Source organism: Pseudomonadaceae bacterium SI-3, assembly GCA_004010935.1.
Lineage (GTDB): Bacteria > Pseudomonadota > Gammaproteobacteria > Pseudomonadales > Pseudomonadaceae > Stutzerimonas.
In genome coordinates this window covers 4,405,619-4,428,938 of the sequence record CP026511.1, presented here as the reverse complement: position 1 = coordinate 4,428,938, position 23,320 = coordinate 4,405,619, and the positions used below count along the sequence as shown (strand labels likewise).

Annotated in this window: 20 protein-coding genes; 10 read left to right on the top strand and 10 right to left on the bottom strand. The window is 63.2% G+C overall.

What is annotated here, in order from left to right:
- Positions 1-150: 150 nt before the first annotated feature.
- The 5 genes from C1896_20590 to phoU all read left to right on the top strand — a co-directional run bounded on the left by C1896_20590 (position 151) and on the right by phoU (position 7,161).
- Positions 151-1,125, top strand: a complete 975-nt coding sequence (locus tag C1896_20590) for a phosphate-binding protein (protein AZZ47116.1) — start codon at positions 151-153, stop codon at positions 1,123-1,125.
- A 215-nt stretch (positions 1,126-1,340) separates the two neighbouring features.
- A complete protein-coding gene (locus tag C1896_20585) occupies positions 1,341-3,617 on the top strand; it encodes a phosphate ABC transporter permease (GenBank protein AZZ47115.1) in 2,277 nt (758 codons plus the stop codon).
- A 54-nt stretch (positions 3,618-3,671) separates the two neighbouring features.
- On the top strand, positions 3,672-5,342 hold the full coding sequence (gene pstA / locus C1896_20580; GenBank protein AZZ47114.1) for a phosphate ABC transporter, permease protein PstA: 1,671 nt from the start codon (positions 3,672-3,674) through the stop codon (positions 5,340-5,342).
- Positions 5,343-5,422: 80 nt separating this feature from the next.
- The gene (locus tag C1896_20575; GenBank protein ID AZZ47113.1) at positions 5,423-6,253 is read left to right on the top strand and encodes a phosphate ABC transporter ATP-binding protein; all 831 of its coding nucleotides are present in this window, start codon (positions 5,423-5,425) and stop codon (positions 6,251-6,253) included.
- 185 nt (positions 6,254-6,438) lie between these two features.
- Entirely contained in the window at positions 6,439-7,161 is a 723-nt protein-coding gene (gene phoU, locus C1896_20570) for a phosphate transport system regulatory protein PhoU (protein AZZ47112.1), read from the top strand.
- 186 nt (positions 7,162-7,347) lie between these two features.
- Here the strand turns inward: phoU and C1896_20565 are convergent, their stop codons facing one another.
- Complete coding sequence (locus C1896_20565) at positions 7,348-8,262, bottom strand: transcriptional regulator (GenBank protein ID AZZ47111.1); 915 nt, start codon at positions 8,260-8,262, stop codon at positions 7,348-7,350.
- An 89-nt stretch (positions 8,263-8,351) separates the two neighbouring features.
- Here C1896_20565 and C1896_20560 point away from each other — a divergent pair, with 89 nt between their 5' ends.
- On the top strand, positions 8,352-9,290 hold the full coding sequence (locus C1896_20560; GenBank protein ID AZZ47757.1) for an EamA family transporter: 939 nt from the start codon (positions 8,352-8,354) through the stop codon (positions 9,288-9,290).
- Between the two features lie 141 nt (positions 9,291-9,431).
- Here the strand turns inward: C1896_20560 and C1896_20555 are convergent, their stop codons facing one another.
- The 6 genes from C1896_20555 to C1896_20530 all read right to left on the bottom strand — a co-directional run bounded on the left by C1896_20555 (position 9,432) and on the right by C1896_20530 (position 15,570).
- Positions 9,432-10,805 (bottom strand): DUF3482 domain-containing protein, encoded by a 1,374-nt coding sequence (locus C1896_20555; protein ID AZZ47110.1) that lies wholly within the window; start codon positions 10,803-10,805, stop codon positions 9,432-9,434.
- Positions 10,802-11,137, bottom strand: coding sequence for a hypothetical protein (locus C1896_20550; protein ID AZZ47109.1), 336 nt, complete (start codon positions 11,135-11,137; stop codon positions 10,802-10,804). Before C1896_20550 ends, C1896_20555 begins: the two co-directional genes overlap by 4 nt.
- The gene (locus C1896_20545; GenBank protein AZZ47108.1) at positions 11,130-12,524 is read right to left on the bottom strand and encodes a DUF2868 domain-containing protein; all 1,395 of its coding nucleotides are present in this window, start codon (positions 12,522-12,524) and stop codon (positions 11,130-11,132) included. Before C1896_20545 ends, C1896_20550 begins: the two co-directional genes overlap by 8 nt.
- Positions 12,525-12,587: 63 nt before the next feature.
- Positions 12,588-14,066, bottom strand: coding sequence for a C4-dicarboxylate ABC transporter permease (locus tag C1896_20540; GenBank protein AZZ47107.1), 1,479 nt, complete (start codon positions 14,064-14,066; stop codon positions 12,588-12,590).
- A 24-nt stretch (positions 14,067-14,090) separates the two neighbouring features.
- Complete coding sequence (locus C1896_20535; protein AZZ47106.1) at positions 14,091-14,594, bottom strand: tripartite tricarboxylate transporter TctB family protein; 504 nt, start codon at positions 14,592-14,594, stop codon at positions 14,091-14,093.
- A 10-nt stretch (positions 14,595-14,604) separates the two neighbouring features.
- Positions 14,605-15,570 (bottom strand): tripartite tricarboxylate transporter substrate-binding protein, encoded by a 966-nt coding sequence (locus C1896_20530; protein ID AZZ47756.1) that lies wholly within the window; start codon positions 15,568-15,570, stop codon positions 14,605-14,607.
- A gap of 219 nt (positions 15,571-15,789) precedes the next feature.
- Between C1896_20530 and C1896_20525 the strand changes: the two genes are divergently transcribed.
- The gene (locus tag C1896_20525; protein ID AZZ47105.1) at positions 15,790-16,980 is read left to right on the top strand and encodes a CoA transferase; all 1,191 of its coding nucleotides are present in this window, start codon (positions 15,790-15,792) and stop codon (positions 16,978-16,980) included.
- 87 nt (positions 16,981-17,067) lie between these two features.
- On the opposite strand, the gene C1896_20520 is transcribed toward C1896_20525, so the two are convergent.
- A complete protein-coding gene (locus C1896_20520; protein AZZ47104.1) occupies positions 17,068-18,180 on the bottom strand; it encodes a glycerophosphodiester phosphodiesterase in 1,113 nt (370 codons plus the stop codon).
- Between the two features lie 153 nt (positions 18,181-18,333).
- On the opposite strand from C1896_20520, the gene C1896_20515 reads away from it, so the two are divergent.
- On the top strand, positions 18,334-18,849 hold the full coding sequence (locus C1896_20515) for a diacylglycerol kinase (GenBank protein AZZ47103.1): 516 nt from the start codon (positions 18,334-18,336) through the stop codon (positions 18,847-18,849).
- Between the two features lie 93 nt (positions 18,850-18,942).
- Positions 18,943-19,650, top strand: a complete 708-nt coding sequence (locus tag C1896_20510) for a hypothetical protein (protein ID AZZ47102.1) — start codon at positions 18,943-18,945, stop codon at positions 19,648-19,650.
- Between the two features lie 4 nt (positions 19,651-19,654).
- On the opposite strand, the gene C1896_20505 is transcribed toward C1896_20510, so the two are convergent.
- Positions 19,655-20,110 (bottom strand): metallophosphoesterase, encoded by a 456-nt coding sequence (locus C1896_20505; GenBank protein ID AZZ47101.1) that lies wholly within the window; start codon positions 20,108-20,110, stop codon positions 19,655-19,657.
- 104 nt (positions 20,111-20,214) lie between these two features.
- On the opposite strand from C1896_20505, the gene C1896_20500 reads away from it, so the two are divergent.
- The gene (locus tag C1896_20500) at positions 20,215-21,333 is read left to right on the top strand and encodes an FAD-dependent oxidoreductase (GenBank protein ID AZZ47100.1); all 1,119 of its coding nucleotides are present in this window, start codon (positions 20,215-20,217) and stop codon (positions 21,331-21,333) included.
- On the opposite strand, the gene C1896_20495 is transcribed toward C1896_20500, so the two are convergent.
- Positions 21,334-22,722, bottom strand: a complete 1,389-nt coding sequence (locus tag C1896_20495) for a xanthine permease XanP (GenBank protein ID AZZ47099.1) — start codon at positions 22,720-22,722, stop codon at positions 21,334-21,336.
- Positions 22,723-23,320: the final 598 nt, after the last annotated feature.

Sequence of the window (23,320 nt, the reverse complement as noted above, 5' to 3'; positions counted from 1 at the left end):
TATAGCGGCTGTAGATAGTCACAGCGACCGGGCAGGCCTAAAGTTCAGTATCGTCACCAGATTGTCATATTCAGTTCATAGAGTGTTCACACGGCCTGCAGACAATGGCCCCCGTTCCAAACACTGACACACCCCTGCTAGGAGCATGGAATGAAACTGAATCGTTTGATGGCGGCCCTGACCTTTGTTGCCGCTGGTGTAGGCGCTGCCAACGCAGTGGCCGCGGTTGATCCAGCACTGCCGACCTATGAGAAGACCTCCGGCGTATCCGGCAACCTGTCCAGCGTCGGTTCCGACTCCCTGGCCAACCTGATGACCCTGTGGGCTGAAGACTTCAAGCGTGCCTACCCGAACGTCAACATCCAGATTCAGGCCGCCGGCTCCTCCACCGCACCGCCCGCGCTGACAGAAGGCACGGCCAACCTCGGCCCGATGAGCCGTCCGATGAAGGACAACGAAATCCAGGCCTTCGAAGAGAAGTACGGCTACAAGCCGACTGCTGTGCCGGTCGCTATCGACGCCTTGGCCGTGTTCGTCCACAAGGACAACCCGATCAAGAGCCTGGATATCGAGCAGGTCGACGCGATCTTCTCCAGCACCCGCCTGTGCGGTGGCGAAAAGGACATCACCACCTGGGGTGACGTCGGCCTGACCGGCGAGTGGGCGAGCAAGCCGATCCAGCTGTTCGGTCGTAACTCGGTTTCCGGTACCTATGGCTACTTCAAGGAAGAAGCGCTGTGCAAGGGTGACTTCAAGCCTAACGTCAACGAGCAGCCGGGCTCCGCTTCGGTGGTGCAGTCGATCTCCAGCACCCTGAACGCCATCGGTTACTCAGGCATCGGCTACAAGACTTCCAGCGTCCGCGCTGTGCCCCTGTCCAAGGGTGGCGAAGCCTTTGAAGCCAACGAAGAGAACGCTCTGGCTGGCAAGTTCCCGCTGGCACGCTTCTTCTACGTCTACGTCAACAAGGCGCCGAACAAGCCGCTGAGCCCGATCGACGCCGAGTTCCTCAAGCTTGTGCTGTCGAAGCAGGGCCAGGACGTCGTGGTCAAAGACGGCTACATCCCGCTGCCGAAGAAAGTGGTCGACAAGACCCTTAGCGACCTGGGTCTGCAGAACGACTAAACCCAGCAGCGTTCAGGCCTGCAGCGACCGCTGCAAGGCTTGAGTTCGACGCCCGCCACGCTTCTTGCGCCGGTGGGCGTTGTCACGTCACCTCGCTGTAATTTTTCTGTCACACAGCTGCATTAAATTAGGCGCCCGACCGGCCATCAAGCCAGGAAACGACTCGCGCCAACGGCGCAGCAGTTTAAGCGGCCTGAGTGGCCAGGAACCTTCGCATGAACGATATCGAGACCATGAGCGCGAATTCCGATGTGCAGCGGCTGGATTTCAACACCCCGGCCCTGCAGCGCAAGCGCCGTATCCGCGCATTCAAAGACAAGCTGGCGCGCTGGTATGTCTCCATTGGCGGCCTCGCCGTGCTTGGCGCCATCACCCTGATTTTCTTCTATCTCGCGCAGGTCGTAGCGCCCATGTTTCAGGGCGCCGAACTGGAGGCGCGTGAAGTGCAGCAGCCGGCCTGGCTGGCCGATGCCGGCGAGCCGCTGTTGCTGGCCGTGGAAGAGCAGAACAAGGTGGCGATGCGTCTGGGCAGCGACGGAGCCGTTCGTTTCTTCAGCGTACCCACTGGCGACCTGCTGCGTACCGTAGAGTTGCCGCTGCCGGCTGGCAGCCAGATCGTCTCGGTCGGCCAGGACACGCCCGGCAACCGCCGTATGGTGCTGGGGCTGAGCAACGGCCAAGTGCTGGTTGCAGAGCACAATTACAAAGTCAGCTACCCGGAAGGCAAGAAGACCATCACGCCGCGGCTGGACTACCCCTTCGGTGAACAACCGCTGAACCTTGATCCGCAAGGGCGGCCCATCGAGCATGCAGGCATCAGTCTCAACGGCTCGACATTGATGGTCGCAGGCGCTACGAATGGCGCGTTGCATGCCTTGAAAATCGTCTCCACTGAAAATTTGATGACCGGTGAAAAAAGCCTTGAAGAGGAGCGGATGGATCTGCCGCAACTCTCCGAGCCAATCAAGGCGCTGCGCATCGACCCGCGGCACATGTGGTTGTTCGCCGTGAGCGGTCGCGCCAGCGTTGATGTCTTCGATCTGCGCCGCAAGCAACTCAACGGTCGCTACAAGCTACTTGGCGGCAAAGGCGAGATCACCACGGTAGCCTCGCTGCTGGGCGGCATCTCGCTGATGGTCGGCGACTCGAATGGCAGCATCGGTCAGTGGTTCATGGTGCGCAGCAACGACGGTCAGCCTGAACTGAAGAACGTGCGCAACTTTCAGCTGGCCGATCAACCGATCACACAGATTCTTCCCGAAGAGCGTCGCAAGGGCTTCCTTGCCCTCGACAGCGCCGGCACTCTGGGCATCTTCCACAGCACGGCCCATCGCGAGCTGCTGACCGAGCAGGTCGCAGAGGGCGCTGCCGTCGCCGCCATGTCGCCTCGGGCCACGCGCCTGTTGGTCGAATCAGGTGACCAGCTACAGCGTTTCGTGATCGACAATCCGCACCCGGAGATTTCCTGGAGCGCGCTCTGGGGCAAGGTCTGGTACGAAAGTTACCCGGAGCCGGACTACGTTTGGCAGTCCACGTCGGCTACCGGTGACTTCGAGCCCAAGCTGAGCCTCTCGCCACTGGCGTTCGGTACGCTCAAGGCGGCGTTCTACGCGATGCTGCTGGCCGCTCCGCTGGCGATCTGCGCCGCGCTGTATACCGCGTATTTCATGGCGCCGACGCTACGCCGCAAGGTCAAGCCGGTGATCGAACTGATGGAAGCGCTGCCAACGGTCATCCTCGGCTTCTTTGCCGGCCTGTTCCTCGCGCCCTATCTGGAAAACCACCTGCCCGGCATTTTCAGCCTGCTGCTGCTGATGCCAGTGGCGATTCTCTTCGCCGGTTGGTTCTGGAGCCGGCTGCCGGAAAACATTCGCCTGAGCGTGCCGGATGGTTGGGAAGCGCTGTTGCTGATACCCGTGATCCTTGTGGTGGGCTGGGGCTCCCTGGCCATCAGCGGATACCTGGAAAACTGGTTCTTCGGTGGTGACATGCGCCTGTGGCTGTCCAACGACATGGGCATCCCCTTCGACCAGCGCAACGCGCTGGTGATTGGCATCGCAATGGGCTTCGCGGTGATCCCGACGATCTACTCGATTGCCGAAGACGCCGTGTTCAGTGTGCCGCGCAGCCTCACGCTAGGCTCACTGGCACTCGGTGCCACGCCCTGGCAGACGCTGACCCGCGTGGTGCTGCTGACCGCCAGCCCCGGCATCTTCTCCGCACTGATGATCGGTATGGGCCGCGCCGTGGGCGAAACCATGATCGTGCTGATGGCCACCGGCAACACGCCAATCATGGAAGCCAACATCTTCGAAGGCATGCGCACCCTGGCGGCCAACGTCGCAGTGGAAATGCCCGAATCGGAAGTGGGCAGCACTCACTATCGCGTGCTGTTTCTCGCCGCGATGGTGCTGCTGATGTTCACCTTCGTGATGAACACCCTGGCCGAGCTGATCCGCCAGCGCCTGCGCCTCAAGTACGCCAGCCTGTAATAAAGAACGCAGCCGGTGACGGCTGCGACAAGTTTTCGACAAAGGTATCGATCCGTGAAAAAGGATTCGCTGAAAACCTGGATCAAGAGCGGCAGCCCCTGGGTCTGGATGAACGCGGGCGCCGTGGCGATCGCCGTGATCATGACACTCGGCCTGCTGGCGGTAATCGCCGTGCGCGGCCTCGAGCATTTCTGGCCGGACGACGTGATCGTGGCCGACTACCAAGTGCCGGGATCGCAGCCGCGGGTGATGGCTGGCGAAGTGGTGCAGGCTGAAGAAGTGCCGCGTGCACGTCTGGCGGCCAGTGGGCTGCCGGTGGACGTCGAAGGCGGCGAGTTCATGACCCGTGAACTGCTCAAGGTCGGTAACCGCGAGGTCTACGGTGCGGACTTCTCCTGGGTCGTCGGCGAGTGGCTGAGCAATCAGCGCAAGCCGGCCGATCTGGTGGCGCTGGAGCGCCGCGAGTGGGGCAACTTCTATGGCGAGCTGTTGAACGTCAAAGAAGGCGGTCAACTGGTGGCCGAGGGCGATGCCGCATGGCCAGAGCTGCAAAAGCGCATTGACCGCATCGACGACCTGCATGCCGGGATCGCCAAGCTGGAAAAGGTCGACATCGGTCGCATCAATCATGGCCTGGAACGCCTGCGTCTGAAGACCCGCAAGCTGGAGCTGGACGATAAGCTCGATGCGGCCGCACAGGCCGAACTCGATGCCGAGCGGGCGCAGTGGGACGCCGAATACAAGGCGCTCGAGAGCGAGCTGGTCGCGCTCTACACAGGCTTCAATCGCGACAGCATCACCATGCGCACCATGGACGGTCAGGAAAAGGAGATCAGCCTCGGCAAGATCGTCCGTGCCTACCGTCCGAACGCCATGTCGACGCTCGACAAGCTAGGCTTCTACTTTGCCAAGGTGTGGGAGTTCGTCAGTGACGAACCACGTGAGGCGAACACCGAAGGCGGCATCTTTCCGGCAATTTTCGGCACCGTGCTGATGACCATCATCATGGCGGTGATCGTCACCCCGTTCGGCGTGATTGCAGCGGTCTACCTGCGTGAATATGCCAAGCAAGGCGTGCTGACCCGCATCATCCGCATCGCGGTCAACAACCTCGCCGGGGTGCCCTCGATCGTCTACGGCGTGTTCGGCCTCGGCTTCTTCGTCTACGTCCTGGGTGGTTCGCTTGATCAGATCTTCTACCCCGAAGCAGCTCCGGCGCCGGTGTTCGGCACTCCAGGCCTGATGTGGGCATCGTTGACCCTGGCGATCCTGACGCTGCCGGTGGTCATCGTGGCCACCGAGGAAGGCCTGGCCCGTATTCCGCGTATTCTCCGCGAAGGCTCGCTGGCGCTGGGTGCGACCAAGTCCGAGACCCTGTGGAAAGTGGTCCTGCCGATGGCCAGCCCGGCGATGATGACCGGCCTGATTCTCGCCGTGGCCCGTGCCGCCGGCGAGGTCGCACCCTTGATGCTGGTGGGTGTGGTCAAGCTGGCGCCGAGCCTGCCGCTCAACGGTAACTACCCCTACCTGCACCTGGATCAGAAGATCATGCACCTGGGCTTTCATATTTATGACGTCGGCTTCCAGAGCCCCAACGTCGAGGCGGCGCGGCCGCTGGTCTATGCAACGGCGCTGCTGCTGGTGCTGGTGATCGCGACGCTGAACCTCACGGCCGTCGTGATCCGTAACCATCTGCGCGAAAAATACAAAGCGCTCGACCACTAATAGCCGACAGACCCGCTGGTGGCCCGGCGCTGCAACGATCGCAGCCCGAGCTTCTAGCCTCCAGCGATACGGAGACATCCATGTCACAAGCAAAGACGCATTCCATCGACATCTCGGCGCTGGGTCGCGACAAGCGCGCGCTGAGCCTGGCCAACGAAGCCGTGGCCATCGAAGTGCCTGACCTGAGCCTCTACTACGGCGAAAAGCAGGCGCTGTTCAACGTCAGCATGAACATCCCGCGCCAACGTGTGACGGCCTTTATCGGCCCGTCCGGTTGCGGCAAGTCAACTCTGCTGCGCTGCTTCAACCGCATGAATGATCTGGTCGACGGCTGCCGTATCGAAGGCGCCATCAACCTCGATGGCCACAACATCTACCGCAAGGGTGAGGACGTCGCCGACCTGCGTCGTCGCGTCGGCATGGTGTTCCAGAAGCCGAACCCGTTCCCCAAGAGCATCTACGAGAACGTCGTCTACGGCCTGCGCATCCAAGGCATCAAGCAGAAGCGCGTGCTGGACGAGACCGTCGAATGGGCGCTCAAGGGCGCCGCGCTGTGGGAAGAAGTGAAGGACCGCCTGCACGAATCGGCCCTCGGCCTTTCCGGTGGTCAGCAGCAGCGTCTGGTTATCGCCCGTACCATCGCCGTGCAACCCGAAGTGCTGCTGCTGGACGAGCCGAGCTCAGCGCTGGACCCGATTTCCTCGTTGAAAGTCGAAGAGCTGATCTACGAGCTCAAGGCCAAGTACACCATCGTCATCGTCACCCACAACATGCAGCAGGCCGCGCGGGTGTCCGACTACACCGCGTTCATGTACATGGGCAAGCTGATCGAGTACGGCGACACCGATACGCTGTTCACCAATCCCGAAAAGAAGCAGACGGAAGACTACATCACCGGCCGCTACGGCTAGTCTGGCCATGTCAGAGCGCGCCAGGCGGCGTCGGCGGAACTTGCCGTACAAATCGTACTGTCTGCGCTCCGCCTCCTTGCCTGACACACTCTGCCAAAGCCCAGACGGGTTTGGGTGGAATCCAATTTACAAGGGTGCGCTGCGCACCAGAGCCGCCTAGCGGCAGCCTCCTCGGAGCGAAACAGATGATCAGCAAAGACAGCCACACCCAACACATCTCCCAGCAGTTCAACGCCGAGCTGGAAGAGGTGCGCAGCCATCTCCTGGCCATGGGTGGCCTGGTGGAAAAGCAGGTCAACGATGCGGTTACTGCGCTGATCGATGCCGATTCCGGGCTCGCGCAGCAGGTGCGCGACGTGGATGACCAGATCAACCACATGGAGCGCGACATCGACGAAGAGTGCATTCGTATCCTCGCGCGCCGCCAGCCAGCGGCCTCCGATCTGCGCCTGATCATCAGCATCTCCAAGTCGGTCATCGATCTGGAGCGCATCGGTGACGAAGCGACCAAGATCGCCCGTCGTGCCATCGAACTGTGCGAAGACGGCGAGTCGCCACGCGGCTATGTCGAGGTCCGCCATATCGGTGATCAGGTACGTCGGATGGTGCAGGAGTCGCTGGATGCCTTCGCCCGCTTCGACGCCGAGCTGGCGCTGTCGGTGGCGCAGTACGACAAGACGGTCGACCGCGAATACAAGACTGCGCTGCGTGAACTGGTCACCTACATGATGGAAGACCCGCGCTCGATTTCTCGCGTACTCAGCGTGATCTGGGTGCTGCGCTCGCTGGAACGTATCGGCGACCACGCGCGCAACATTGCTGAAATGGTGATCTACCTGGTGCGCGGCACCGACGTGCGCCACCTGGGCCTGACGCGCATGGCCGAGGAAGTCGCCAAGCGCGACTGATCCTTTTTGGGGAAACGCCGGGCGCTGTGACTGCCCTTGGCGGGCTGAAGCCCACCCTACGGGAGCTCGTTTTCCAGATTGTAGGGTGGGCTTCAGCCCACCAAGAGCCAAAGGCCGCTCGGCGCTCTGGCTACCTTTGCGCTAGAGGCGGCACGCCGCAGTAGCCGTCACATATCGGTATGGTGCTTAGCTCGTGGTCAGCGCCTCGCTTAGGTAGTCAATTAGCACCCGCTGCTTCGGCGGCAGGTGCAGGTTCGGTCGCCACAGGAGCCAGGCCGCGCCCTGATACGAGCCGGTGTAGCGCCACTGCGGCAGCACTTCGCGCAAGCGCCCCTCCGCCAGCGCTTGCGCCGCCGTGAATTGCGGCAGCACCGTGATACCGATATCCCCTACCGCTGCATCCAGCCGCGCTTCGCTGTGATTGCTGATATAGCGGCCACGCACCGTCACTACCTCCTGCTGATCGCCGTTGCTGAAATGCCAACGGTTGTCGCCAGCGTTTTCACCCAGAAACATGCAGCTGTGTCTGAGCAATTCCTGCGGATGCTGCGGCGTGCCTTGCTGTTGCAGGTAGTGCGGGCTCGCGCAGAGCAGCTGGCGTACCGGCCCAAGCGGCTTGCCGGCCAGGCCTTCGGGTGGTTGATCAGTGACCTTCACCAGCAGGTCGAAGCCATCTTCGATCAGGTCCGGGCTCTGATCGCTGATCTGCAACTGCACATCGACATCGCCGTAGCGCCGGAGGAAACCTGGCATCAACGGACTGATGACAAACTTTCCGTAGGCTTTTGGCACGCTCAGGCGCACAAGCCCGCGGGGGCGGCTCATCAGGCGTTCGCCGATGGCCAGCGCCTGCTCGGCAGCGTCGAGCATTGCCCTGCAATGGGCGTAGAACTCACTGCCGGCTTCGTTCAATCGCAGCTGCCGTGTTGTGCGCTCCAGCAACCGCAACGACAACTCCTGCTCCAGCCGCGCGACCTGGCGGCTCACTGCCGAAGCGGTGGTGCCAAGCTGCCGGGCGGCGGCGGAGAAGCTGCCGGCTTCCACCACGCGCACGAACACCGCCATTCCCGGTAACAGCGTTGTCTTGTAATTCGTTCTCATGGCGAACAAGTCCTTTGCTGAATCACTTGATTATCGACCTCAGCGTATCAATGGACAATCGCCTCGATCTGAGAAGAGGGGTGATGGGCATGCACGACTGGCGCGGTGTCACACAACGCAATCTCTGGCTGGCCGATGCCATGCTACTGATGGTGGCGATCATCTGGGGCAGTAGCTATGCGGTGGCCAAGCAGGCGCTATGGTTTTATCCGGTGCTGGGGTTTCTGGCAATTCGCTTCGGACTGACGTTCATCCTGCTGCTGCCACAGCTGCGCGGTGAGGGGCGACGGGCGATTCGTCCGGGTCTGCCGCTGGGGCTGGTCATGCTCGGGATCTTTCTTTGCGAAACCTGGGGCGTGATGCTGACCAGTGCCAGTAACGCTGCCTTTCTCATCAGCCTGTGCGTGGTGTTCACGCCCTTCGTGGAATGGGCGATGGTGCGTCAGCGCCCGAGCAATCTGTTGTTTGTGGCTTGTGCCCTGTCGTTGGTCGGCGTCTGGCTGCTGACCGGGGGCATGGCAATCTCGCTCAACCCGGGGGATGGGCTGATGCTAGCAGCCGCAGTATTGCGCGCCGTGCTGGTGTGCCTGACGCGACGGCTGACAGCTGATCAGCAGGTGCCACCGCTCGCACTGACGGCGGTGCAAAGCGGGGTTGTAGCGTCGGGTTGCCTGCTACTGGGCCTATCACTGCCGGGTGGCTTGCCGACGTTGCCGCAGAGTCCGGCATTCTGGGCCGCGACCTTGTACCTGGTGGCCTTCGCCACGTTGTTTGCGCTCTATGCACAGAACCTGGCGCTTGGCCGCACCAGCGCCACACGTGTTTCTTTGTTGATGGGGTCCGAGCCGTTGTTCGGCGCGATTATCGCCGGGCTCTGGCTGGGGGAGCGGTTGACGCTGCCGGAATGGTCCGGCGGGCTGCTGATCATGCTGGCGACGCTGGGCGCGTTGCGTTTCGGTGATGTGGCGGCGCCAGTCGTGGGTGATGGCAAAGCGCAGACCGCCCATCCAGGCGCGTCCGTGAATTAGGGGAAGTGAAACACTGATGCGGTAGCGCTACGGTGGGCTGAAGCCCACCCTACGGCCGAGTGTGGTGTCTTCATGTAGGGTGGGCTTCAGCCCACCAGAATCCCCAAGGCTCCTCCGCGCATCAGGGACTGCCGCAACGGCTTAGCTGCGCTGCAGAGTCCGCACCAGTTCCATCAGTTGCTGCTGTCGCTCGGATTGCTCCAGCCGCGCACCGGGGTTCAGCGACGACCATTGCGGATGTGCGCGGCAACGATGCAAGGCCTCGGGCAGCTTGCCTTCGCGCCACGTCTTGTCGTCCGGTGCATCGAGACGGATCGCCTCCATTGCGGCGTGCCCACGGGCGGCGAGGGCGACGAGCAGCTGCCGTTGTCGCAAAGCGAGCAGGCGCAGCACGGCATCATCGACGGTCAATTCGCGCTGGCCCTTGAGCTTGCCCAGCAGGCGATTGCCATAGTGTCTTGCCGTTTGCGCGCCGCCGCCGGCAAGCGCTCCCAGCAGTGCGGCGGCGCCCATGGTGATACCGCCAACCATGAGGTCGACCCCAGCACCGGCGGCCGCGCCGGCCGCCATCCCGCCGCCGATCTTGACCCCCAGCTCCTTGAGCGTTTCGGGATTGAACAGGTCATCACCCCAGCGGCCGTCGAGCAGAGGCAAATCGGCAGCCGCGGCATCCTGTGGGCGGAACCCGTATAGCCGCAGTAATGCTTCGACGCAGCGTTGCTCGCGGGAACGCACGGCGTCGTGCAATTCACGGATGGCGCCGCGCTCCAGGTCTGGCTGCGCCGCAACGCTGCGGCGGCAGGCGGCCACATCGACCAGCAGTTCGGCGATCAGCCGGTTGCCTTCGCTCAGCCGCGCTGCTGCCTGGGCCTCGTGGTCGTCGATCAGCCGCTGCAGTTTGGGCCGCGATTGTTCCAGTAGCAGCGCCAGGCTTTCATACAGTCGACGCTCGCCATCGATCGGTGGTGCCACGCTGTCGAAGCGCACCAGCGCGTGCAGTCCCAGGCGCGCCAGCGCTTCGCGCCATTGCTCTTCGCGGTGTCCGGTTTGCGCGACGAAGTTGAGCACCGGCAACAGCGGCTTGCCACAGCCGGCCAGCACCGCCAACTCATCCTTGTATTTCGCGAGCACCGGTTCACGGGCATCGATCACATAGAGCCCGGCATCGCTGGCCAGCAGCTGGCGCAATACCTTGGCCTCCTGCTCGAAGCGCTGGCGCGCCTCGTTGCCATCGAGGAAACGGGCGGTGCGGGCCGGCCCGTCGAGGCGCTCGCCGGGGCGTTCGATGCGCTCGAGATGATCGAGCAGAGCGATGGCGTCCTCCAGGCCGGGCGTGTCGTAGAGCTCCAGTAGCGGTTCGCCGTCGACGGACAGTCGTGCACCTTCGACGTGGCGGGTGGTGCTCGGCCGATGCGAGACCTCGCCAAAGCTGACGTCGCGGGTCAGGGTGCGCAGCAGCGAGGTCTTGCCGACATTGGTATGTCCGACCAGCGCGAGTTTTAGAGGTGCGCTCATGGGCGTGGTCTTCCGGGCGTTTTGATGAGTCTCGTCTGGTTTTCCGCCACCCTGCGGTTGCAAGCTGCGTAATGGTTTGCGCGGCAGTGGAGCGAGTGCTCCTCGCCAGGATTGTCTAGCGAAAGCTCCCAATCAGCGAATTTCACTCGCCCTGCGATGGGTGAGCGGATTTGCTCCGCAGGGGTCGCTCCGGTCGCGTAGGGTGGATGGCGCTTTACCCATCCACCTTCGGGCAGGCCGCCATTTCGGTGGATGAAAAGAGCGTCATCCACCCTACGGATAATTCCCATGCAGCTCACGGTCTGGAGCGTGTTGCCCGCGTACTCAATCATGGCCAGTCTCCAACCAAGTCATGGGTGCGCTGCCGGAATGAGGTAGACCGAGGCTATCGAGCGCCTGATGCCAATCATGCAACCGATGGCTGTCCAGCGCCTCGCCAGCGGGAGGTTGCAGCAACCAGACACGGCTCTGGGCCGCGCAACGGCTCAGCTCACCGATCAACGCCAGGGTGCCGCGGTCCGGCGAACGACGCGGATCGCAGGCGATGGTCAGGCGTTGCGGTGGGAAGCGGGTCAGCTGCTCGAGCAACCGCCGACGTTGCTCGCGGTCATCCAGCACGCCCGCATCAGCAACCGATTTTGGCAGCTTTGGCGGCCACGGTTGGCTCTGGTCCAGCTCGATGCCGACCAGCACCGCGCCCTCGCTGCCGTCCAGTTGCGCACCGGCATTTGGTGCATGCAACTCTGCCGGCGCCGCGTCAGTGATGCCAAGATGCTCGCTGGGCGGCTGAAGGCGCTCACGCAGCAGCCGGTAAGCCGGTAATTGCAGGTCGAGCCGCAGCTGTGCCCGCCCACGTCGCCAACGCCAGAGGCAGAGCAATGCCAGCAGCAGGCGCGGCAGCAGGCCGTAGATCAGCACCACGCCAACCAGCCAGCCCGCCCAGCTTTGACGCGCGCTTTCTACTCCGTTGGCCAGATCACCGCTGGCGCGGATCTGCGCCATGTCCGGCACGCTGAAACCCAGCAGCGACGGCAGCACGCCGAGCGCCTGCGTCAGACCGACGAATGCGTCTTCGCCAAGGATGGTGGTTTCCCAGACGAAGCCGTAACGCCGCGTGGCGAGTAGCGCGAGCAGCGTCACCAGGGCGCTGCTCATGGCAACCAGCCATAAGCCGTGCACGCCCAGCCCCAAAAGCCAACGCCCGAGCCGTCGCTGCGCCAGCACAGTCAACAGGGCCGGCGCCAACTGCACCGCGCGGGCGTCGCGGGCTAGCTTTTCGCTGAGCCAGAGCCACAACCGACCCAATGCACCGCCGGCATCGCCCGCGAAGAGAAAGCCCAGCAACCACCCCAGCAGCGTCAGCAGATTCAGCCCGAGCAGGCTGCCCAGTGCCCAGAACACATTGACCGGCCGTATTCCGTCGCCCAGCGCCGCAAGCGCCAACCCGGCCCCGGTAACCAGCGCCAGTAGCATCAGCGCATACCCGGCCAGCTTCGCGCCCTGCCGCCAATGACGCAGTGCGTCGAACAGCCCGTCGCGGCGCGCCAGCCACAGCGCTCGGTGCTCGATCAGGTCTGGCAGTGCCCCACCTTGCGCACGGGCTTGCCGGTTGGCCTCGGCGTCATCGAGCGGGCCGGCATGTTCTTCCCGCAGGCGCACAGCTTCGGTCAGCCAGAGGCGGTCGAGGGGATTCGGTGAGGCTGGGAGAGGTGCAGGCACACGGTTTCTCGTAGAAGGGCTCGGCCCTGAGGATAACCGCTGCCGGTCACAAGGGTGAAATGGTCAACGAGCCCGGATTCGCTCCTGCCAATAACGCCGAACGGCGAAGAAAAGCGACAAGCCGGTGAGCACGATGAAGATCCAGGTAATCGGCCCGCGGAAGAAGATCATCGGGTCGCCGCGGCCGATCAACAGCGTGCGCCTGAGGTTGTCCTCGAACATTGGCCCGAGAATGAAGCCGAGGAGGAAGGGCGCTGTCGCGAACCCGGTACGGTTGAACAGATAGCCAATTACGCCGAAGAGCAGCATCAGGCCGATGTCGAACAGGCTGTTGTTCACCGCAAAGGCACCGTAGACGCAGAACATCAGCACGATGGGCAGCAGGATGGCCTTGGGGATCTCGGCGATCAGTGAGAAATACTTGATCACGCCGTGACCGACGAACAGCAGCACCGCCGAGCTCAGCATGATCCCGCAGAACAGTGCGTAGACCAGCGTCAGGTTTTCCTGGAACAGCACCGGGCCGGGCGTCAGCCCATGGATCATGAAAGCGCCGAGGATGATCGCGGTGATCACATCGCCCGGGATGCCCAGCGACAACAGCGGTATGAGGGTTGCGCCGGCCACGCCGTTGTTGCCTGACTCGGCCGCGGCGACGCCTTCGAGTTCACCTTTGCCGAAGTTCGCCCGGTTGGCCGAGCGCCGTTTGGCTTCGCTATAGGAGATGAAGGACGCCGCGGTGGCGCCGGCGCCTGGAATGGCGCCGATGATCACGCCGATAAAGGAGCCGCGCACGATGGTGACGAGGCTGGATTTGAGTTCGCCAAGCGTCAGGCCAGCCCCGCTGGAGGCGGCGCGGAGATGCGGGCCGGCCTTCTTCAGATAGAAATCGATCACCTCGGGGATAGCGAACAGGCCGATCAGTAACGGCACGAAAGAGACCCGGTCCATCAGGTTGTAGTTATCGAAGGTCAGGCGTTGGCTGCCGTACACCGCATCCATGCCGATCATGGACACGATGACGCCGAAGCTGGCAGCGATCAGACCCTTGATCGGCGAGTCGCCTGCGATGGAGACGATGATGGTCAGTGAAAAGCAGATCAGCCAAAAGAACTCTGGCGGCCCGAAATTGAGCGCGACCTTGGCCAGGTAGGAGGCGAACAGGATCAGCGCCAGGTTCGATAACACATCGGCGATGCATGACGAGTAGAGCGCCATCTGCAGCGCCTTCTTCGCCTTGCCCAGCTGCGTCAACGGATAGCCGTCGAGCAACGTGCAGGCGGCGGCCGGCGAACCGGGCGTGTGGATCAGAATGGCGGTGATCGAACCGCCGTACATGCCGCCCTTGTAGATGCCCACTAGCAGCAGGATCGCCGTCACCGGCTCCAGCGAAAAGGTGAAAGGCAGGGCTAGCGCAACGGCCATGGTCGCGGTAAGGCCAGGAATCGCGCCGATGACCACCCCAATCAACACGCCGATGAAGATGGCGATGAAATTGTCGACGCTGAGAAACAAGTCCAGGACTTCGGAAAAACCTTCCATTCGGTTACTCGCGTAAGGGCGCCGTCAGTTCCATAGCGTGCCGGAGGGCAGCGGGACATTCAGTACGTGGATGAACAGCAGGCTTACCAGCCACGGCAATGCGATCGCCAGCAGATAGAGCCAGGGCTTGCGCACCGGATGAGCGGCAAACAGCAGCAGCGTGCCGAGAATACCTGCGAGGATGGCGCCGAGCAGATCGAACAGCAGCCAATAGGCGCCCAGCCCGGCCAACATCAACAGCCAGCGCCGGGCCGGTGCACGTTCGGATTCGACGGCGGCGGTCCGTGCCGGCGGTCGCAAGCAGCCTTCAACGATCAATGCGAGCGACAACGCCGCGATCAGCCAGCCCGCCACACTGGGCAGCCAGCGTGGCGACTGCATGGGGTTGTCGACCATGGGGGCTTCGTCGATATGGTTCGGCACCAGGTAGAACAGAAACACCAGCGCCGCGATCAACCAGAACACGCCCAGCCATGTGTTGAGATTGGCCCGGCGCGGGCGGCTCACCGCAGCATCGGTGGTCATCATGGGCCTCCGATCAGTTCAGCTCGGCCTGACCGGCTACACGCTGCCAGCGCTGAACGTCCTCGGCGACGTAGTCACGGAAATCGTCGCCTTCCTCGGTCGCCGGCTCGCCACCGATCTGTGCGGCGAAATCCTTGAAGCCCTGATCGTCCATGACTTTGTCCAGTGCGGTCTGCAGCGTCTGGACGGCCTGGTCGGACATTTGGTCATCGGCGATCAGCCCGAACCAGGCGGTCGTGACGAATTCGCCCAGGCCCAGGTCCGCGCCGATTTTGGACAGCGGCTCGACATCCGGCAGGTAGGGCGAGGCCTCCTTCGAGGTGACGGCCAGCGCCTTGAGTTTGCCGGACTGGATGTGCGAGAGCACGGTCGGCATGTTTTCGAAGGAGACGTCGACGTCGCCGCTGAGCAGTGCCGGCAGCGCTTCGCCGCTTCCGCGGAAGGGTACGTGGGTCATCTGGGTGCCGGTCATGGTCTTGAACAGCTCGCCGGACATGTGGATCGAGCTGCCGATCCCGGCGGAGCTGAAGGTCATCTCCTTGGTCTTGGCCGCCTCGATGAATTCTTCTACCGAGTTGTACGGGCTGTCTGCCGGAACCACCATCACGTTGGGGATTTCGATGATGTTACGGATGAATTTGAAGTCTTTCACCGGCTCGTAAGGCAGCTTCTTATAGATCACCGGGCCGATGGTGTGCCCGGGAGACGCCATCAGAATGGTGTGGTCGGCGCCCCGCCCGCCGCGGGCCAGTTGTCCGGTAGCCATGGTCGAGCCAGCGCCCGGACGGTTTTCCACGACGACTGTGCCGATCTGTTGCTGCAGCAGGTCGGCAACCTTGCGCGACAGAACGTCCGTGGTCCCGCCCGGCGCATAGGGCACCACCAGGCGGACGGTGTCGGTCGGCCATTCGGCGGCCTGGGCCAGCGAGGCGAGGGGGAGCGTGGCGGCCAGGAGGAACAGGCTCAGGGTGCGCTTCATGGTCAGGGGCATGGCGGTGTTCTCTTCTTGTAGTTGTTTTAAGGCTGCGGGTGGCGATCAGGCGACGCTGTCACCTTAAAAGGATCGAACCCTGACGGGAGTCCGATGAACGAAAAACGGTTCGGTAATCGCACAGATGTTTGCAGGCCATCTGTTGTGGTTTTGACCCGCTTGCGCCAGTTTCGACTCCATTGCCCGTTCAGATTAGAAGGAGAGTCGATGAGCGTTCTGCAAGGCATCAAGGTTCTGGATCTGACACGCATCCTCGCCGGGCCCTGGTCGACCATGGCCTTGGCGGACCTCGGCGCCGAGGTGTGGAAGATCGAAAGGCTGGAGGGTGACGACACCCGCAGCTGGATGCCGCCGGCCAAGGCCGGCATCTCCACCTACTACCTCAGCGCCAATCGCAACAAGCAGAGCCTGGCGGTCGACTTGCGTAAGCCGGAGGGGCGTCAGCTGATCCTTGATCTGGCCGCGCAGGCCGACGTGGTGGTCGAAAATTTTCTGCCGGCGAGCCTCAAGCGCCTTGGGCTGGATTACGAGACGCTGGCAGCGGTCAATCCTCGGCTCATCCATTGCTCGATTACCGGATACGGGCGCGGCAACCCGATGGAAAACCGGCCTGGCTACGACTTCATCATCCAGGCTGAAAGCGGCTTTATGTCGATCACGGGCGAGAAGGAGGGCGAACCCATGCGCCTGGGCGTGGCTTTCATCGATCTGGTCACCGGCATGAATGCGGTTCAGGGCATTCTGGCGGCGCTGTTCGAGCGCGAGAAGTCCGGGCTCGGTCAGTCGGTGGATATCGCGCTGTCCGACAGTGCGCTGCACTTCCTGGCGAATGTCGCGTCCGGCTACCTCAACACGGGTAAGGTGCCGCAACGCTACGGCAATGCTCACGCCAGCATCGTGCCCTACCAGCTGTTCAACACCGCCGATGGCAGCATCGCCTTGGCCGTGGGCAACGACGAGCAGTATCGCCGCCTGTGTCTGGACGTGCTCAAGCGTCCGGAGCTGTACAGCGACCCGCGCTTTACCCAGAACAAGAGCCGCACCGAGAACCGTGAGGTGTTGCTCCCGATACTGCAGGACGCCTTTGCAGGCTGGAACAACGAGGCGTTGATCGGCGCATTGCGCGCGCAGGCGATTCCGGTCGGTGAAGTGAAGGATGTCGCTCAGGCGCTGGAGTCGGAAACGGCAGGCTATCGCGACCTGGTCATTAGCGCCGAGCATCCGGTCGCCGGGGAGGTGCGCATGGTCCGCAGCCCGCTGCGCTTCTCGCGTACGCCAACGGTTGTCGCCAAGGCGCCGCCGCTGCACGGTCAGCACACCGATAGCGTGCTCACCCGAGTGCTCGGCAAAAGCGAAGTGGAACTGGCCGAGTTGCACCAAGCGGGCGTGATCGGCTGACTCGCTCGCTCAGCGCCGATCACTTGGTATAACAATCCGGACGTAGGAGTGCCCGGCCATCCTGGCCGGGCGGGGTAGCGCTGGGTATTACTGTCCGCGCACTTTTACCGCGATATCCGGCTGATCGATGAACAGCCCGTCGATACCGGCGTCGAGGAAGGCCTGTATGTCAGCTTCGATATTGCCGCGCTCGGTTGGGGAGTCGCCGTTGCGCAGGTTGGTCGGGAGGAATACGTTCTCGGCACGGAAGGTGTACGGGTGCACCTTCAGGCCAGCGGCGTGGGCGTTCGGCACGAAGTCTGTGGGCTGGCCGAGATTGCCGTTGGCGTCACGCGGAATGATGTAGCTCTTTTCGGGGCCGACGCCGGCGGCGTAGCGCGAGATGGCCTTCAGGCCTTCTGCGGTTGCCATCTGCGCATAGGTCAGTTTGCTGCCACGTACTTTCTGATCGTAGGGCTGCCCACCGCCAAACAGCTGGACCAGGCGCAGCTGCGTCAAGCCGCTGAGGGTCTTGAGGTTTTCCACTTCAAAGGACTGGATGTAGACCGGCGCGCTGCGGCCTGCATAGCCGTTGCGGTGGAGGACGCGCACCAGTGGTTTTTCCATAGCCAGGCCAAGCTTCTGGAAGTGCGTCGGGTGCTTGGTTTCCGGGTACAGACCGATGCGGCGGCGCTCGCTCAGCTGCATGGTTTTCACCAGATCGATGATCTCCTGCAGCGTCGGGATTTCCAGGCTGCCGTCGAGCCGCGCGTTACCGGGACGGATCGTTGGGATGCGCTCGATGGCGCGCAGGGTTTTCAGCTCGGCCAGGGTGAAGTCTTCGCTGAACCAGCCGGTGAGCTTCACGCCGTCGACCATTTGCGTGCGCTTGCGGTCGGCGAATTCGGGGTGCTGTGACACATCGGTGGTCAACCCCAGCTCGTTGTCGTGACGGGCGACCAGCTCGCCGTCGCGAGTCATGACGAGGTCCGGCTCGACATAGTCGGCGCCCTGCAGAATGGCCAGCGCGTAAGAGGCAAGGGTGTGCTCGGGCACGTAGCCACTGGCGCCGCGGTGGGCAATGACCAGCGGATGGGGCTCGTCGCGGCCGTTCTTGGCAGCGACCGAGGCGTCGGGCGTGGCGGCAAACGCGGCGATCGGCAGCAGCAGGCTGCAGGCGGCAAACAGGTGGCGCAAGGTAGGGCGGCTGTGGCGGGCCATTGTGGGCGTCTCCGTGGAAGGGGAGCGGTAAGCCTGAGGCGTGACAATGACGATAGCTTGACGCTTTGGTAAAGCGAAGATGACCGTTCGATGTTGTTGACGTGTATCTGGCGGCGCTGACTGCTCCGCCGGCGCTCTGTTATTCTCGCCGCCATGAATCAGACCTCACTTCCCCTCGCTATGATCGCGGCCATGGCGGACAACCGCGTCATCGGCCTCGACAACACGATGCCCTGGCATCTGCCGGCCGACCTCAAACACTTCAAGGCGATGACCCTTGGCAAGCCGATCATCATGGGGCGCAAGACCTGGGATTCCCTCGGCCGCCCATTGCCAGGTCGGCTGAATCTGGTGGTTAGCCGCCAGCAGGACCTGCAGCTCGACGGTGCCGAAACCTTTACTACGCTCGACGCTGCGCTGGTTCGCGCGGAGCAGTGGGCGCGCGAGCAGGGTGTCGAGGAGCTGATGCTGATTGGCGGCGCGCAACTCTACGCCCAGGCATTGGGGCAGGCTCAGCGCCTCTACCTCACCCGAATCGATGCGGCCCCTGAAGGCGACGCCTTTTTCCCCGCCTTCGAAGAAGCCGAATGGCAGTGTACCGAGAGCCAGTCACATCCTGCCGAGGGCGAGGCGCCCGGCTATCGCTTCGAGACCTGGCAGCGTCGCTGACCCGAGGCATCCCCAGGCTTCCTTGACCGACGCCAAGTCCTCGCCTGGCGTCAGCTTCTATGCTTTCCCTCCGCTTCTCACGAGACACCTTTCATGCAGAACGACAAACAGGGCGCAGTGCAACGTGGCGCAGCGGACGCGGACGTCAACCAGCGTGACGCTGAACGCGAGGACGCGGAGCAGGCGGAAACCATCGCCGCGATCTTCGTCCGCCATCCGCTCTGGGAGGATGCGCTGGCGCTACTGCTGGGCACCGCGATGGTGGCGTTGGGCATTGCCTTCTACAGCCATGCCGGGCTCTTGACTGGCGGCACGGTCGGTCTGGCGTTTCTGCTCAAGTATTTCGCCGGCTGGCCCTTCGGTCTGGTGTTCTTCACCCTCAATATCCCGTTCTACCTACTGGCGATCTGGCGCATGGGCTGGAGCTTTACGCTGCGCACCATCATTGCGGTGGGTCTGGTGTCGCTGCTGGCCGAACTGACACCGAACTGGATTCGCTTTGCCGAGCTGAACATCTATTACGCCGCGCTGTTCGGCGGCTTCGCCATGGGCGTCGGGCTGTTGATGCTGTTCCGTCACCGCGCCAGCCTCGGTGGCGTCAACATCCTCGCGCTGTTCCTGCAGGAGCGCTTCGGCCTGCGCGCCGGGGCCTTCCAGATGGGCATCGATGCGCTGATCGTGCTGGCGGCGGTGTTCATCGTGCCGCTGGATAAGGTTGCGCTCTCGGTGCTGGGCGCGGTGGCACTGAATCTGGTGCTGGCAATCAATCACCGCAGCGATCGCTATATGGGCGTCAGCTGAGCGATTAACCCAGCGTCACCAGCTGCGCTCGCGGCTGGCCGTCCTCGATGTCCAGCAGGGCCAGGCTGATCGGCAGTGTAAAGCGGCGACGGCCGGCGCTCCCCGGGTTGAGGTAGAGCACGCCGTTGACCTGCTCGATCTTGGGCTGGTGCGAGTGCCCGGCGATGACCACGTCGACCCGCTCGGCGACCGGGTCGATCCCCATCGTCTTGACGTCATGGGTGACGTGGATGCGCAGCCCGCCGATTTCTAAATCCAGGTGCTCCGGAACCGCTGTGGCCCAATCACCGCTGTCGACGTTGCCACGAATCGCGTCCAGGGGCGCCAGCTCACGCAACCTGTCCAGCACCTCTGGTTTGCCGATGTCACCGGCATGGATGATGCGCTCGCAACCCTGCAGCGCAGCGATGGCTTCAGGGCGCAGCAGGCCGTGGGTGTCGGAGATGACGCCTATGCGCATGGTGGCTCCCTTTTTCATGAGTGTATGGATGTTGGGCAAGCGAGGCTTGGCCGCGGTTCGATCTTGCGGCAGTCTGGCGCTCGCCTAATTGCAGGGGAGCGGGAATGGAGCAGGTCGATTGTGTGGTCCTCGGTGCTGGCGTGGTGGGGCTGGCGGTAGCGCGTGCACTGGCCCAGGCCGGACGCGAGGTGGTGATACTGGAAGCCGAGTCAGCCATCGGTACGGGCACCAGTTCGCGCAACAGCGAGGTCATTCACGCCGGCATCTATTATCCGCAAGGCTCGTTGAAGGCGCGGCTGTGCGTGGACGGGCGCGATGCACTCTATGCGTTCTGCGACAGCCACGGCGTGCCTTATCGGCGTTGCGGCAAGCTGATCGTCGCCACCGATGAGTCCCAATTGGCGGGGCTCGATGCGCTACAGGCTCATGCCCTGGCCAACGGCGTCGACGATTTGCGCAGACTCGACGCGGACGAGGTGAAGACGCTGGAGCCGCAGCTCAATGCCGTGGCTGGATTGCTCTCGCCGAGCACTGGAATCGTCGACAGTCACGCCTTGATGCTGGCGCTGCAAGGCGATGCCGAAGCCGCGGGCGCGCTGTTGGCGCTGCATGCACAGGTCACGGCAATGGCGGTGATGGACGCGGGGTTGCGCGTCGAAGTCGGCGGCGACGCGCCCATGACGCTGCTTGCCGCCAGCGTCATCAACTGCGCCGGTCATGCCGCGCCTGAGATCGCTGCGCGCACGGCGGGGCTTGCTGCCGAATCGGTGCCAGCGCGCTACTTCGCCAAGGGCAGCTATTTCAGCCTGGCGACTGCAACGCCTTTCCACCATCTGGTCTATCCGTTGCCCGAACCCGGCGGTTTGGGCGTGCACCTGACCCTCGATCTGGGCGGGCAGGCGCGTTTCGGCCCGGACGTGGAGTGGGTCGACGGCCTTGATTACACGATGGATGAAAGCCGCGCGGAGCGCTTCTACGCCGCGATCCGCCGTTACTGGCCGGCGCTGCCGGACGGCGTTTTGCAGCCGGCCTACACCGGCATTCGCCCGAAGATCAGTGGACCCGGCGAACCGGCTGCGGATTTCCGTATCGACGGGCCTGCCGAGCATGGCGTTGCGGGGCTGGTGAATCTGTTCGGCATCGAATCGCCCGGGCTTACCGCTGCCCTGGCGATCGCCGATGAGGTCTGCCAGCGCCTCGCTCACGAGGCCCGTACCAGTTGATCAGACCGGGTCTTGCTCTGTGCTTGCCGGCGACTCGGGTAGGAACCAGTTCATCACCAGGGCGCAAATGCCGCCGGTTGCAACCCCGGACTCCAGCACGTTGCGCAGCTCGCCCGGCAGATTTGCCAGGAACTCCGGCACCTGAGAAAAGCCCAGGCCCAGCGCCAGCGAGACCGAGATGATCAGCAGCGCGCGGCGATCCAGCCTGATGCCCGCGAGAATGTTGATGCCCGCGGCCGCTACCGCACCGAACATCACAATCGCGGCGCCACCCAGTACGGGCTCGGGCACGGCCTGCAGCACGCCTGCGACGGCTGGGAACAGTCCGAGAATCACCAGCATCACTGCGATCCACATGCCGACGTAGCGGCTGGCGATGCCGGTGAGCTGGATGATGCCGTTGTTCTGCGCGAACACCGAGCTTGGGAAGGTATTGAAGAAGCCCGCCAGCAGCGAGTTGGCACCGTTGACCAGCACGCCGCCCTTGATCCGCTGCATCCATAGCGGGCCTTCCACCGGTTGGCGTGAGAGTTTGCTGGTGGCGGTGATGTCGCCGATGGCTTCGAGCGAGGTGACCAGGTAGATCACCACCATCGGAATGAACAGGCTCCAGGAGAAGCCGAGGCCGAAGTGCAATGGCATCGGCACCTCGAACAGCTCGGCTTCGCGCATGCCGGTGAAATCCAGTCGGCCCAGATAGGCGGACAGCGCATAGCCGATGGCCAGCGCGATGATGATGGCGCAGCTGCGCATCCACTGGACCGGCAGGCGGTTGAGCACGACGATGGCGCCCAGTACCACGCCGGACAACAGCAGGTTTTCGCGGCTGGCGAAGCTGCCGTCACCCATGGCGGCGTAGCCACCGCCCATGCTGATCAGCCCGACTTTGATCAGCGTCAGGCCGATCATCAGCACCACAATGCCGGTTACCAACGGTGTGATCAGCCGCTTGATGAACGGCAGCACGCGCGAAACGCCCATCTCGATAAAAGAGCCGGCAATCACCACACCGAAAATCGCCGACATCACCGCTTCGACCGGCGTGCCCTGCTTGACCATCAGCACGCCGCCAGCGATCAGCGGGCCAACGAAGTTGAAGCTGGTGCCTTGCACGATCAACAGTCCCGCACCGAGCGGGCCAAAGCGTTTGCACTGGACGAAGGTGGCGATGCCGGAAATCACCAGCGACATGGAGACGATGATGTTGGTGTCGCGTGGCGATACGCCGATGGCCTGGCAGATGAGCAACCCTGGCGTGACGATCGGCACGATGATCGCCAGCAAATGCTGCAAGGCCGCGAGAAAGGCGATCCAGGGACGGGGCCGATCGTCGAGGCCGTAGACCAGGTCGTTACGAAGCTCGTCGGGGGAGGACTTCAGCGCGCTCATGGCATGCTCCAGCAAAAAAGAGCGCGATTCTACGTGGCAGCATCGATAGGGCACAGCTGAACCTGTCGGCTGATGACGCGGGCCTGATCGCGAGCGAGCTCGCTCCTACGAAAAGCGGGACGGCCAGTGGCTGACGGCTGTACTCAGATAGCCAGCCCCCTGTAGGAGCCAGCTTGCTGGCGATCCGGGCTCTCCCGCAGCATGAGTCTCAGCGCTTGATCGCGAGCGAGCTCGCTCCTACGAAAAGCGGGGCGGCTGGTCGCTGACGGCTGTGCTCAGATCGCCAGCCTCTGTAGGAGCCAGCTTGCTGGCGATCCGGGCTCTCCCGCAGCATCAGTCTAGCGCTTGATCGCGAGCGAGCTCGCTCCTACAAAAACCGGGATGGCCGGTCATGGAAGGCTGTACTCAGATAGCCAGCCCCTGTAGGAGCCAGCTTGCTGGCGATCCGGGCTCTCCCGCAGCATGAGTCTAGCGCTTGATCGCGAGCGAGCTCGCTCCTAAGAAGAGCGGGACGGCCAGTCGCTGACGGCTGTACTCAGATAGCCAGCCCCCTTTAGGAGCCAGCTTGCTGGCGAGCCGGGCTCTCCCGCACATGAAT

Bases quoted from the DNA above. Each gene is read 5' to 3' on its own strand.
- C1896_20590 (AZZ47116.1), top strand. From the start codon at position 151: ATGAAACTGAATCGTTTGATGGCGGCCCTGACCTTTGTTGCCGCTGGT.
- C1896_20585 (AZZ47115.1), top strand. From the start codon at position 1,341: ATGAACGATATCGAGACCATGAGCGCGAATTCCGATGTGCAGCGGCTG.
- C1896_20575 (AZZ47113.1), top strand. From the start codon at position 5,423: ATGTCACAAGCAAAGACGCATTCCATCGACATCTCGGCGCTGGGTCGC.
- phoU (AZZ47112.1), top strand. From the start codon at position 6,439: ATGATCAGCAAAGACAGCCACACCCAACACATCTCCCAGCAGTTCAAC.
- C1896_20565 (AZZ47111.1), bottom strand. From the start codon at position 8,262: ATGAGAACGAATTACAAGACAACGCTGTTACCGGGAATGGCGGTGTTC.
- C1896_20560 (AZZ47757.1), top strand. From the start codon at position 8,352: ATGCACGACTGGCGCGGTGTCACACAACGCAATCTCTGGCTGGCCGAT.
- C1896_20555 (AZZ47110.1), bottom strand. From the start codon at position 10,805: ATGAGCGCACCTCTAAAACTCGCGCTGGTCGGACATACCAATGTCGGC.
- C1896_20550 (AZZ47109.1), bottom strand. From the start codon at position 11,137: ATGATTGAGTACGCGGGCAACACGCTCCAGACCGTGAGCTGCATGGGA.
- C1896_20540 (AZZ47107.1), bottom strand. From the start codon at position 14,066: ATGGAAGGTTTTTCCGAAGTCCTGGACTTGTTTCTCAGCGTCGACAAT.
- C1896_20535 (AZZ47106.1), bottom strand. From the start codon at position 14,594: ATGATGACCACCGATGCTGCGGTGAGCCGCCCGCGCCGGGCCAATCTC.
- C1896_20530 (AZZ47756.1), bottom strand. From the start codon at position 15,570: ATGAAGCGCACCCTGAGCCTGTTCCTCCTGGCCGCCACGCTCCCCCTC.
- C1896_20525 (AZZ47105.1), top strand. From the start codon at position 15,790: ATGAGCGTTCTGCAAGGCATCAAGGTTCTGGATCTGACACGCATCCTC.
- C1896_20520 (AZZ47104.1), bottom strand. From the start codon at position 18,180: ATGGCCCGCCACAGCCGCCCTACCTTGCGCCACCTGTTTGCCGCCTGC.
- C1896_20515 (AZZ47103.1), top strand. From the start codon at position 18,334: ATGAATCAGACCTCACTTCCCCTCGCTATGATCGCGGCCATGGCGGAC.
- C1896_20510 (AZZ47102.1), top strand. From the start codon at position 18,943: ATGCAGAACGACAAACAGGGCGCAGTGCAACGTGGCGCAGCGGACGCG.
- C1896_20505 (AZZ47101.1), bottom strand. From the start codon at position 20,110: ATGCGCATAGGCGTCATCTCCGACACCCACGGCCTGCTGCGCCCTGAA.
- C1896_20500 (AZZ47100.1), top strand. From the start codon at position 20,215: ATGGAGCAGGTCGATTGTGTGGTCCTCGGTGCTGGCGTGGTGGGGCTG.
- C1896_20495 (AZZ47099.1), bottom strand. From the start codon at position 22,722: ATGAGCGCGCTGAAGTCCTCCCCCGACGAGCTTCGTAACGACCTGGTC.